This is a genomic window from Cellulomonas telluris (genome assembly GCF_004886325.1).
GTDB classification, from domain to species: domain Bacteria; phylum Actinomycetota; class Actinomycetes; order Actinomycetales; family Cellulomonadaceae; genus Cellulomonas; species Cellulomonas telluris.
Genome location: NZ_QXFN01000002.1, coordinates 325,391 through 337,211, shown reverse-complemented (window position 1 = coordinate 337,211; position 11,821 = coordinate 325,391). Strand labels below are relative to the sequence as shown.

Annotated in this window: 9 protein-coding genes; 6 read left to right on the top strand and 3 right to left on the bottom strand. The window is 74.3% G+C overall.

Annotation, left to right across the window (positions count from 1 at the left end; genetic code table 11):
- Nucleotides 1-115: 115 nt before the first annotated feature.
- Genes FB586_RS06845 through FB586_RS06820 form a run of 6 tightly spaced genes read left to right on the top strand, consistent with a single transcriptional unit; the run spans nucleotide 116 to nucleotide 7,675 of the window.
- Nucleotides 116-1,840 carry a polysaccharide biosynthesis protein gene (locus FB586_RS06845; RefSeq protein ID WP_246036600.1) on the top strand — a complete coding sequence of 575 codons (1,725 nt, stop codon included), beginning with the start codon at nucleotides 116-118 and terminating at the stop codon, nucleotides 1,838-1,840.
- Nucleotides 1,840-2,979, top strand: coding sequence for a DegT/DnrJ/EryC1/StrS family aminotransferase (locus FB586_RS06840; RefSeq protein ID WP_136518578.1), 1,140 nt, complete (start codon nucleotides 1,840-1,842; stop codon nucleotides 2,977-2,979). The genes FB586_RS06845 and FB586_RS06840 overlap by 1 nt, the downstream gene beginning before the upstream one ends.
- A complete protein-coding gene (locus tag FB586_RS20245; protein ID WP_136518577.1) occupies nucleotides 2,976-4,100 on the top strand; it encodes a GNAT family N-acetyltransferase in 1,125 nt (374 codons plus the stop codon). Before FB586_RS06840 ends, FB586_RS20245 begins: the two co-directional genes overlap by 4 nt.
- The gene (locus FB586_RS06830; protein WP_136518576.1) at nucleotides 4,090-5,145 is read left to right on the top strand and encodes an ATP-grasp domain-containing protein; all 1,056 of its coding nucleotides are present in this window, start codon (nucleotides 4,090-4,092) and stop codon (nucleotides 5,143-5,145) included. Before FB586_RS20245 ends, FB586_RS06830 begins: the two co-directional genes overlap by 11 nt.
- The gene (locus FB586_RS06825) at nucleotides 5,142-6,461 is read left to right on the top strand and encodes a lipopolysaccharide biosynthesis protein (RefSeq protein WP_136518575.1); all 1,320 of its coding nucleotides are present in this window, start codon (nucleotides 5,142-5,144) and stop codon (nucleotides 6,459-6,461) included. Before FB586_RS06830 ends, FB586_RS06825 begins: the two co-directional genes overlap by 4 nt.
- On the top strand, nucleotides 6,458-7,675 hold the full coding sequence (locus tag FB586_RS06820) for a glycosyltransferase family 4 protein (RefSeq protein WP_168800483.1): 1,218 nt from the start codon (nucleotides 6,458-6,460) through the stop codon (nucleotides 7,673-7,675). Before FB586_RS06825 ends, FB586_RS06820 begins: the two co-directional genes overlap by 4 nt.
- Here FB586_RS06820 and FB586_RS06815 read toward each other — a convergent pair.
- The 3 genes from FB586_RS06815 to FB586_RS06805 all read right to left on the bottom strand — a co-directional run bounded on the left by FB586_RS06815 (nucleotide 7,612) and on the right by FB586_RS06805 (nucleotide 11,416).
- Complete coding sequence (locus FB586_RS06815) at nucleotides 7,612-8,961, bottom strand: O-antigen ligase family protein (RefSeq protein ID WP_136518573.1); 1,350 nt, start codon at nucleotides 8,959-8,961, stop codon at nucleotides 7,612-7,614. The genes FB586_RS06820 and FB586_RS06815 overlap by 64 nt on opposite strands.
- A gap of 100 nt (nucleotides 8,962-9,061) precedes the next feature.
- A complete protein-coding gene (locus FB586_RS06810; protein ID WP_136518572.1) occupies nucleotides 9,062-9,538 on the bottom strand; it encodes a peptidase in 477 nt (158 codons plus the stop codon).
- A gap of 126 nt (nucleotides 9,539-9,664) precedes the next feature.
- Nucleotides 9,665-11,416, bottom strand: coding sequence for a DUF4012 domain-containing protein (locus FB586_RS06805; RefSeq protein WP_136518571.1), 1,752 nt, complete (start codon nucleotides 11,414-11,416; stop codon nucleotides 9,665-9,667).
- Between the last annotated feature and the right edge of the window lie 405 nt (nucleotides 11,417-11,821).

Below are 11,821 nucleotides of genomic sequence, written 5' to 3'. Positions count from 1 at the left end.
GTCGTGCCGCACCGTCCATGCAGGGGGAGACATGGAACAGGCAGCAGCACATCGCAGATACCAGAGGAGCCGGTGGTCCTGGGCCGCCGCGGACGGTGCGACGTGGTTCACCGCGGTGCACCTGGCCACCTGGCTCCGCTTCGACTTCGACCTCGGGTGGTTCGGCCCGCGCGTCCTCGCGTTCGCGGTGACCGCGGTCGTCATGCACGTCGTGGTCGGCGCGCTCGTCGGCCCGTACGCCGTCGGGCACGTGCGGGGGTCCTTCGAGGAGTCCGCGGACATCGCGCGCACCGTGGCGCTGGTGACGACGTCCCTCCTGGCGTGGGCGCTGCTCGCGCAGCCGCTCGTCGTGCCGCGCAGCGTGCCGGCGATCGCCGGCGCGCTGGCACTCGCAGCGATGTTCGCGGCGAGGTTCGTGGTCCGCAGCATGCGCAGCCGGCGCCGGCCGCAGGACGCGCAGCGACGGGTCGTCGTGTTCGGCGCCGGCGACGCCGGCCGACGCCTGGTGCACGAGATGCTGCAGGACGAGGAGAGCACCTACTACCCGGTCGCCCTCCTCGACGACGACAGGCACAAGCTCCGGCTGCCCGTCGAGGGCCTGCGGGTGCGGGGCGACCGGTCGGCGATCGTCGTGGTGGCGCGCGAGACCGGGGCGACCGCGCTCGTCATCGCCATCCCGCGTGCGGACGCGGCGCTCATCCGCGAGCTGTCGCAGACCGCGGCCGACGCCGGGCTCGACGTGCTGACCCTGCCGCCGCTCGCGGACATCATCGACGGGCGCGTCAGCACGAGCGACCTGCGCGACCTGGACCTGAAGGACCTGCTCGGGCGGCGGGCGATCAGCATGGACACGACCGCGGTCGCGGCTCAGATCGCCGGTCGCCGGGTGCTGGTGACGGGCGCCGGCGGGTCGATCGGCTCGGAGCTGTGCCGGCAGATCGCACGGTTCGGGCCGGGCAAGCTGTACCTGCTCGACCGCGACGAGTCCGCGCTGCAGGAGACCCAGATCAGCCTGACCGGCCAGGGGCTGCTCGACAGCGACGACGTGCTCCTCGCCGACATCCGGGACCCCGCCGCCCTGACCGAGGTGTTCGCCGCCGCACGCCCGGACATCGTGTTCCACGCCGCCGCGCTAAAGCACCTGCCCCTGCTCGAGTCCTTCCCGCTCGAGGCGTGGAAGAGCAACGTGCTCGGCACGTTGAACGTGCTCGAGGCGGCCGCCGCGGCGGGGGTGCGGACCTTCGTCAACATCTCGACGGACAAGGCCGCGCGTCCCACGTCCGTGCTCGGCTGCAGCAAGCGGGTCACCGAGCGGCTCACCGCCTCCTTCGCGGCGACGCACCCGGGCCGGTACGTCTCGGTGCGGTTCGGCAACGTGCTCGGCTCGCGGGGGTCGGTGCTGCACGTCTTCCGCGCGCAGATCGCGGCCGGCGGCCCCATCACCGTGACCGACCCCGAGGTCAAGCGGTACTTCATGCTCATCCCCGAGGCGTGCCAGCTGGTGCTCGAGGCCGCGAGCATCGGCGGGGACGGCGAGGTCATGGTGCTCGACATGGGCGAGCAGGTGCGTATCGCCGACGTGGCGCGCACGCTCATCCGGCTCTCCGGGCGGCGCGACGTCGAGCTGCGGTACAGCGGGCTGCGCCCCGGGGAGAAGCTCGGCGAGGAGCTGTTCTCCCCGCAGGAGGGGCGGCGCAGGACCCGCAACCCGCTCGTGACCTCGGTCGACGCCCCGGCACTCCACCCCGCGCAGGTGCGTTCCCAGCAGTTCACCGACGCCGAGCGGGCGAAGGGCTGGATGCGTGAGCACGCGGAGGCCCCGGCGACGGTGGAGGTCTGATGGCGCGCATCCACCTGTCGAAGGCGGACGTGACCGAGCTCGAGGAGAAGTACGTCCTCGAGGCCCTGCGATCCGGGTGGGTCGCGCCCGTGGGGCCCGACGTCGACGCGTTCGAGCAGGAGGTGGCGCGGCGCGTGGGGGTGGCGCACGCGGTCGCGCTGTCCTCGGGGACCGCGGCCCTGCACCTGGCGCTGCTCGAGCTCGGCGCCGGTCCGGGCAGGGTCGTCGTGGTCCCCACCATGACGTTCGCGGCGTCCGCCAACGCGGTGACGTACACCGGCGCGGAACCGGTGTTCGTCGACGCAGGCCCGGACGGCAACGTGGAGCCGGCGCTGCTGCTCGAGGCCGTCGACGCGCTGCGGGCGGAGGGGGTCGACGTCGCCGCGGCGATGACGGTCGACCTGTTCGGCCGCTGCGCGGAGTACGACGCGCTCGTCGACGCCCTCGCCGAGCGCGCCGTCCCCCTGGTCGAGGACGCCGCCGAGGCGCTCGGTGCCACGTACCGCGGCCGGGCCGCGGGCGCCTTCGGCCGCGCCGCCGCGCTGTCCTTCAACGGCAACAAGATCATGACGACGTCGGGCGGGGGGATGCTGCTCAGCGACGACGCGACCCTCGTGGAGCGGGCCCGGTACCTGTCGACGCAGGCCCGTCGGCCCGTCGCGCACTACGAGCACACGGAGATCGGGTACAACTACCGCCTCTCGAACATCCTCGCCGCGCTGGGGCGCGCCCAGCTGAGCCGGCTCGACGAGATGATCGCCCGCCGGCGCACGATCCGGGAGCGGTACGCCGCCGTGATCGACGGACGTGCGGACGTGCAGCTGCTGGGCCGCGGCCACGGCCGCGGCGACGAGGAGGACAACGCCTGGCTGACGTGCGTGACCGCGACGCCGCCGCACGCGCTCGATGTCGACGCGGTCGTCGCCCACCTGGACGGGCAGGGGATCGAGGCGCGCCACCTGTGGAAGCCGATGCATCTGCAACCGGTGTTCGCGTCGTGCCGCCGGTGGCTCACCGGCCGCGCCGATCGCCTCTTCCGCACCGGGCTGGCGCTGCCGAGCGGCTCCGGCCTGACCGACGAGGAGGTGGCGCGCGTGGCCGCCGCGCTGCCCGCCGCGCTGCAGGAGGGAACCCGTTGACGCCGACACCCCCCGCAGCGCGTCCCTACGACCGCGTCAAGCGGGCCCTCGACGTCGTCCTCGCCTCCGCCGCCCTGGTCCTGACCCTGCCCGTGCAGGTCGCGGTCGCCGTCGCGGTCCGCCGCCGCCTGGGGCGGCCCGTGCTGTTCCGCCAGGTGCGACCGGGTCTGCACGGACGCCCGTTCACCCTCGTGAAGATGCGCACGATGCTCGACGTCGACCCCGCGCGGGGGCTCGTCACCAACGAGCAGCGCATGACGCCGTTCGGGCGCAGGCTCCGCGCCACGAGCCTCGACGAGCTGCCGACGCTGTGGAACGTGCTGCGCGGCGACATGAGCATCGTCGGCCCGCGCCCGCTCCGCAGCGAGTACCTGCCGCGGTACTCCCCCCACCAGGCGCGTCGCCACGAGGTCCGCCCTGGGGTGACGGGCCTGGCACAGGTGTGCGGGCGCAACGCCCTCGGCTGGGACGAGCGCCTCGACCTCGACGTCGCGTACGTCGACCGGCGGTCCGCCGCCCTGGACGCCCGGATCCTGCTGCGCACCGTCGGTGCGGTCCTGCGCCGCGACGGCATCGCGCACGAGGGCCACGCCACCATGGGCGCCTTCCACGGCCCGGCGAACCGGCACGGGGTGATCGAGCGCCCGCTCGCGGCGTCGGACCTGCCGACGCGCGTCGCGTGGCTGAACGACCCCGCCGTCCGCGCGGGCGTCAGCATCGCGTTCGAGGCGAACCTGCCCGACACCGTCGCGTGGTTCGAGCGCGTCCGGCACGACGGGAGCCGCCTCGACTGGGTGCACCACGACCGGGCGGGTCTGCCGGTGGCGATGTGCGGGTTCACCTTCGACGGCGCGGGCCGCGCGTCGCTCTACCTCTACGTCAACCCCGCCGTGCACGGGCGCGGTCACGGCCGCCGCAGCCTCGCCACGCTCGTGGACCGGGCGCACGACCTCGGCCTGCGCGCGCTCGACCTCGAGGTGAGGACCGACAACGAGGCGGCGCTCCGGCTGTACCGGTCGGCGGGGTTCCAGGTCGACGAGGACGCCGACCCCCCGCCCGGCAAGCTCGCCATGACCCGGGGCGTCGACGAGAGGGACGGTGTGGTCACGCATGGGCGCTGAGCGCAGGGTGCGGGTGATGCTCTGCTCGGCCGGACGGCGGGTCTACCTGGTGCGGTGGTTCCGGGAGGCGTTCGCGACGCTCGGCCTCGACGGCGACGTCGTGGTGCTCGACGCCGACCCGTCCTGCGCGACCGGACGCTTCGCCGACCACTTCCGCATCGTCCCCCGGTTCACCGACCCGGCTTATGCCGACGCGCTCGCCGCCGTCGTCGCCGACCTGCGCCCGGACCTCGTGCTGTCGCTGAACGACTACGAGCTGGAGATGCTGGCGGGCGGCCTCGCCGACCGGCTGCGGCGGACGGGCGCCGCCGTGCTGTCCCTCGACGCCGCGGGCCAGGCGCTCGCGGGCGACAAGTGGGCGCTGGCGTGCGCCGTGCCGCCCGAGTACCGCACGCCGACCGTCCTCGCGTCCGACCGGGCCGGGGTCGCCGCTCTGGTCGCACGGCACGAGCGGGTCGTCGTCAAGCACCGCCTCGGCAGCGGCTCGTCCGGGCTCGCGGTCGTGCCGGGCACGGCCGTGCACGCCGCCGTCGAGCGGTCCGCCGCGACCGCACCACGTCCGGGCGGCGCGGCGCCCGGACCCGCCGAGGACTGGGTCGTGGTGCAGCAGCACGTGGACGGCACCGAGTACGGCGTCGACGCGGTGTTCAGCGTCCGCGGGTCGCCCACGGGGACGCCCAGCGGCGTCTCCGCGCGGCGCAAGCTGCGGATGCGCTCGGGCGAGACCGACCAGGCGGTCACGGTCGACCCGGCCCCGTTCGCCGGGGTCGCGGCGGCCGTCGGCCGGCTGGTCTCGCCGCGTGGGATCGTCGACCTCGATGTGCTCGTCGACGCCTCCGGCCGCCAGCACCTCATCGACGTCAACCCTCGTTTCGGCGGCGGCTACCCGTTCAGCCATCTCGCCGGCGTCGACGTGCCCGCATACCTCGTGGCCGAGGTCACCGGGGCCCGCGACCCCGCCGCGCACCTGGAGGGGCGCGTCGGCGTCACGGCGTCGAAGTACGAGGAGGTCACCCTGGCCCGCGTCGAGGAGCGCGTCCCGTGACCTCGTCCCCACCCTCCGAGGGCAGCGCGCGCGCCCTGCCGGGCGCGGTACCCGGTGCGGCGCCGGACCGCGGCCCCGTCCGCACCGCCCGCACCGTCCTGACCAGCCGCACCAGCGGCCTGCTCGTGGCGCAGGTCGTGGCCGCCGCTGCGGCGTTCGGCATCAACCTCATGGCCGCACGCGTCATGGACCCCGACGGACGCGGCGTCCTGGCGCTCGCGCTGCAGGTGTCGTACATCGCGACGACCGCAGCGCTGCTCGGCATCGAGGCGCCGTACGTCGCACGCCGTGCCGCGCCGTTCCCGGTCGTCGCGCGCGAGCTGACGTCGCTGCTGCGCCCCGGGTACTGGTTCACGGGACTGGCCGTCGCCGCGGCCGTGGTGTTGTACCTGGGCGGGCGGACGGGCCTGGCGACGACGGTCCTGCTCGCGAGCGTGTACGCGTTCGGCAACACGCACGTGCGCGCTGTGCGCACCGCCTACATCGCGAGCGGCGCGTTCCGCCCGTTCGCCGCCACGGCCGTCGTCTCGCAGCTCGCCCTCCTCGCCGCCGGCGCCGTCCTCCTCGTCCTCGAGGTCGCGGACCCGAACGTGTGGATCGCGGTCTACGCGCTGCTCAGCATGGTCGCGCTCGTCGTCCTGCGCACCGGCGGGCGCCGCGCCGGCACCACGCCGGACCGGGCCGCTCTCACGGCCGTCCGCCGGCAAGGGCTGCGGCTCGTGCCGGCGTCCTTCGGCAACACCGCGATGCTGCGGTCCGACCGCCTCCTGCTGCCCGCGCTGGCGTCGGCGTCCGAGCTCGGCCTGTACGTCGTCGTCGCCACCGCGACGGAGATCGCCGGCTGGCCCGTGAAGCAGTGGGTCGACGCGTCGCTGCGGCGCTGGCGGGACCAGCCCGCCCGGACCCGCGGGACCCTGCGGCTCGTCGCGACCGCCGCCGCCCTCGCCCTCGGGCTGTCGGCCGTGCTGGCCGGCGTCACCTACGCCGCGGTCACCTACCTCCTGCCGGAGGCCTACCACCCCTCGCGCGCGCTCCTGCTGCCGCTGGGGGCCGCGACGGTCGTCTACGCGGCGACGCGCGTCCAGCAGGGCCTGCTGGTGGCTCGGGGCGAGGCCGGGAGGGTGTCGGCCGTGGAGCTGGCGGGCATGGCCGTCTCGGTCGTCCTGTACGTCGTCCTCATCCCCGGGTGGGGTGCGATGGGCGCGGCCGTCGGTTCGCTCGTCGGGTACTCGGCGTGCCTCGCCGCCGGTGCGGTGGCACTGCGGCAGACGCGGCACGCCGGGCCGGAGCTGAAGAGAGTGGAGACGGGAACGTGAGGATCGTCTACGTCCAGCAGTACTTCAACACCCCGGACGCCTCCGGCGGCAACCGGCCCTACGAGACGTCCCGGCGCTGGCGCGAGGCCGGGCACGAGGTGCACGTCGTGACGACCCGGCGCGACCCCGCCGGTGGCTCGCGGGCCGTCGAGACCGAGGACCTCGACGGCGTCCTCGTCCACCGCATCCCCGTGGCGTACCACCAGACGATGTCCCCCCGGCAGCGGGTCCGCGCCTTCCTCACGTACGCGGCCCGCGCGAGCGTCGTCGCGCGGCGGCTGCGCGGTGACGTCGTCCTCGCGTCGAGCACTCCCCTGACGGCCGCCGTCCCCGGCATCTACGCCACGGCGCTGCGGCGGACGCCCATGGTCTTCGAGGTCCGGGACCTGTGGCCCGCCGTGCCGATCGCGCTCGGCTACCTGAGGAACCCGGTCCTGCGCGGGGCCGCCCTCCTGCTCGAGCGTGTCGCGTACCGTCGCGCGGCACGGGTCATCGCGCTCTCACCGGACATGGCCACGGCGATCGTCGCGTCCGGCACGCCGCCCGAGAAGGTCGTGGTCGCCACGAACGCGTCGGACGTCGCCCGGTTCGACGTCCCGACCTCGGCCGGTGAGCAGTTCCGGGCGGCGAACCCGTGGGTCGGCTCGCGCCCGCTGATCGTCTACTGCGGGACCCTGGGACGTGTCAACGGCGTCACGTACCTCGTGGAGATCGCCGCGGCACTCCAGCGACGCGGCTCCGATGCGGTCGTCGCGGTCTACGGGACCGGGTCCGAGCGCCCCGAGGCCGAGGACCGCGCCCGCGACCTCGGCGTGCTGGGCACCGTCGTCCACTTCTTCGACCCCGTGCCGAAGAACGAGCTGCCGAGCGTGCTCAGCGCGGCGACGCTCTGCACGTCGTTCTGGATCCCGGTGCCCGTCCTCGAGAGCAACAGCGCGAACAAGTTCTTCGACTCGATGGCCGCCGGTCGGCCGATCGCGATCAACCACGGCGGGTGGCAGGCGGACGTGATCCGGGCCGAGGGCACCGGGCTGGTGCTGCCCGCGCGGGACGCGGAGCAGGCTGCCGCGATGCTCGACGAGTGGCTGCGCCTGCCCGAGGCGGAGCGCGTCGCCTGCGGCGAACGAGCGCGCAAGCTCGGGGCGACGACCTACAGCCGCGACGTCGTCGCCGCGCGTGCCCTCGCCGCGGTGGAGGCCGCCGTCCGGGAGTGACCGGTGGGAAGCGGCACCGGCGGCCCTTCCGCCGCGCGGGCGTCGCGGTCGGGCCGAGGTGACTCGAGGCCCGGCGACCCGAGGCCCGGCGAGCCGCGGCGCGAGAGACGCGCCTCGACGGCAGCCCAGCCGAGGAGGACCCAGAAGAACCGCGAGTCGTAGTAGTCCCCCGAGAACATCCCGGCGACGAAGAAGTAGGCCGCGCCGAGCCCGAGGAACAGGGCCACGCGGTCGGTGCCTCGACGTACGACCGTCGCGGCCCCCAGCACCAGTGCCGCGAGCAGCGCGACGAGACCGATCATCCCCGCCTCGGCTCCGACCGCCAGCACCAGGTTGTGCGGGTACTCCCCTCCGTACAACCGACCTGCCAGGCCGTAGTACCCGTCGAGCCCCACCCCGATGACGGGGCTGTCGAGGAACAGCGCGTACGCGTCGCCACCGATCCGGTCCCGTCCTGACGAGTACCCCTCCTGGAGGGTCTGGACGACGAACCGGTCGTAGACGGCGCGGAAGCGCTCGCTCAGGAGCATGCGCAGGACGAGCGCGGCGACGCCGAGCGCGAGGACGACGGTCAGCCGACGCACCAGTCGAGGCATCCGACGCAGGAGCGGGACCGCGGCGAGCAGGATGACGACGGCGAACGCCAGGAGGCCGCCCCGGGAGCCGGAGAGCACGCCCGCGGCGACCAGGACCGGCACGGCCGCCAGCGTCCAGCGCGCTCCCCGGTGGGCTGCGAGGAAGAGCGCAGCGATCACGGCGAGCATCACCACGCGGACGAACACGTTCGGTCCGCCCCCGAGCGCCGAGTACCTGCCGAGGCTGTCCGGCCCTTGCGCGAACGCCGCGAGCACGTAGACGAGGCCGGTCCAGTAGAACCACCACCACGGGGTGGTGCGGTGCCGCGCCGGGAGCCGCGAGTAGAAGGACCACGCCATCGCCACGAGCGCCGCCATCAGCACCAGGTCGACTAGGTGCTCGTCCGCGCGCGCGTCAGGTGGCGCCCACGCCGCGGAGAGCGCCATCCAGACCGTCCAGGCCCCGAAGGCGGCCGCGAGCGGACCCGCTCCGACACGGGCGTGCCACCCGTACCGCCGTTCGGCGGCGGACCACAGGCACCAGAGGTACCCGCACACCGCGACGGCGACGATCCTCAGGTCGAAGCTGGGGAGCGCGTCGGACAGGCGGGCGAGGTCGAACCTGCCCGCGAGCAACGCGATGTACACGGCGAAGAGACCGACGAGACCGAGCCGCTCGGAGGCGGCCACCCTGCGCGCGCTCTGCGTCAACGTCCCCCACCCCTGGGCAGCACGGCGCGCGGGCACGAGCCCGCGCGGCAGGTGGAGGCCGGGAATCTGGCTCCCTGGCCTCCACCCAGCCGGTCCGCCGTCAGGCGTCCGCGTGCTTCCTGCGCCGGTTGTTCAGGACCACCGCGCCCGCCCCGAGCACGATCACACCGGCGGCGCCGAGCCCGATGGTGAGGGCCTCCGTGCCCGTCACCGCGAGCGCACCGCCCGAGCCCGACGTGCCCGTGCCCGCACCGCCGCCGGCGCCGGTGGGCACCGTCACGGTCGAGTCGGCCACGAGTGCGCCGTCGGCATCCGTCAGGGCGAGCCGGAACGTCCCGGGCGAGCGCAGCGTCACGGCGAACGCCACGGTGTCGCTGGTGGCCGTCCGCGTCAGCGACGCCGTGCCTGCGATCTCGATGTCGGTGCTCGGGATCGACGCGGGGTCGGACGTGATCGTCAGCGTGTACGCCTCACCGACGGTTGCGCCCTCGAAGACGACCTGGAAGGTCTGCCCGGGTGCGGGCGTCTGGTCACTGACACTGAACTCGACCCCCGGCGCGACGTAGGCGTGCGCCACGGCCGGTGTGAGGACGAGCGCCGCGGCAGCGGCGAATGACGCGAGAAATCGACGGTTCACAAGAGCCCCCCTGCGGGCTGACCATTCAGCCCTAGACCGATCGAACGCTTTACAGGATACGCACGCTCAGGAGCAACGCCACCCTTCGCCCAAATCGACGTGACGATCGACCAGCGGCGTGACGCGGACGAGGGGCGCTCCGGTCTGGCCGGGACCGGTGCGGAAGCTGTAGGTGACCGTTGTCGACTCACCTGGCGCGAGCTCGATCGTGCGGGCGAGCACGAACAGGTCGTCGTGCACCTGGGAGGACCCGCCGCGCCTGCCCGAGCCGTCCACCGCGTCCTCCACGTACCCCTCCCACGGCGCGTAGGCCAGCAGGTTGAACCGCATCCTCCCTGGTTCGAGCACCCGCCCGCCGCTGATGTAGCGGGGCATGGCGACGACGTCCGGGGGCGCTGTGGAGGTCATGGTCACGGCGACCTCCACCAGGCGCGTGCCGTCCGCTGCGCACGCGCCCGGTGTGACGTCCACGGCGGCGCGCAGGTAGTAGCCGATCTTCGAGCCGGTGCCGTCGTTGACGTACAGGCCGACCACCGGGCGGTCGCCGTGCGCCCCCCGCAGCTCTCCGCTCAGCACCGTGCCGGCGAGCCGGTCCTGCTCCTCGGGACGGGCGGACCAGACCATCACCGTCCCGTCGTCCGCAGCGTCCGACAGCGCCCTGATCGCCGTGACGGCGTCGCCCTGGCCGCTCATCACCGCGCCGAAGACGGCACCCCCGGTCGCGGCGAAGAACGCGTCCTGCTCGCGCGTGTCCTCCACGAGCCGGTACACGGTGTTGTTCAGCACCTCGACGGCGTTCTCGGCCGTGAGGCGCCCGCCGACCGCGTCCGAGACCGTCCCCGGCGGCAGGTCCACCGGCCCGACCGCGCCGAGCACGGCGGCGAGCGCCGCGGTGTCGATGGACACGACGCCGTCGATCTCGCCGCCGACCCGCTGCTCCCAGATCGCCTGCGCGATGCTCGCCGCCCGCGGGTAGTCGGGCGTGAAGGTCACGTCCGCCATGTAGATGCCGAGCTGCCGGCCGAACAGGGAGCGCTCGACATCCGTCAGCGGCAGCGCCGGTTCGGGCAGCTCCGCCAGGACGCCCGACGCGTTCCGCAGCTCGACGAGCTCGACCGCGCCGGCGTCGGCCCGCAGCAGGATCACGGCGCCCGGGATACCGCCGAGGGCGCGCGGCTCCGCGTTGTTCTGGACGAGGAGCAGGTAGTGCCGTGGGGACTGCGCGCCGAGCATCGCGGGCAGCAGGTCGACGGCCCGCGCGGCCGTCGCCGTCGTCATCGCGACGTCCCGCACCTGCCCGGTGAGGTCCTCGACGGGGCGCGCGACGGGCTCCACCAGCGAGGAGGTGTCGATCGCGTCGACCCGGCGGAGGGCGTCCTGCACGGCACGGTCGGCGGCCGCGACGCCCGGACCGGCGGCCTGCAGCGGCGCGAGGTCGACGCGGCCGTCGACCGGCGCGAGGCGGGCCGGGTCGACGAGGGCGGCGGCGTCCATCAGCCCCGGCAGGGCGTCCGACGCAAGGGAGTCGACCACGTCGGAGACGGTCTGCACCGCCGACACGTGCGCACCCGCCCACGGCAGCCTGCGCGCCGCCGACCAGTGGGGGCCGTGCGTGAGGTCGTGGGCGGCAGCGGCGTGCTCCTGCAGGGCGGTGAGCGTGGCGTCGGCCGCCGCACGGTCCCCGGCGAGCACCTGCTCCTGCAGGTGCTGGACCGAGTCGGCCGCCGTCTGGAGCCGGGACCGGGCGCGCAGTCCGTCGGCGGCGACCCAGGCCGCCCAGACGGCCAGGAGCACGACGAGCGCGAGGACGGCGATCACGACGAGCCGACGACGGGGCCTGCGCGACGGCAGCCTCCTCGCGTGCGGGTCGCCCGCCGGCCGCTGCCCCACAAACGCGCTCTCGATGCCGGTCACTCGCCCCACGCCCCCGCGCTCGCCCCCTTGCCGCGCCGCGAGTCTACGCAGGCACCGCCCCGGCCCTCCGCCGTGGCGGCACGCACCCCGGCGCCGGCGCACTTATACCGCAGACCTTCGAGGATCACTCGTCCGGGGGCCGGTCACGATGTCGGCCCGCGGACGGTCAAAGGCTATGGTCGAAAGGAGAACGCCACACGACGCGATCCAGAACGGCGCAATGCAGCGAAAACCGGACAGCAGGGCGTGCTCATGCACATAGTTCTGCTGACCCATCACTACGTTCCCGAGACCGGCGCACCGCAGCGC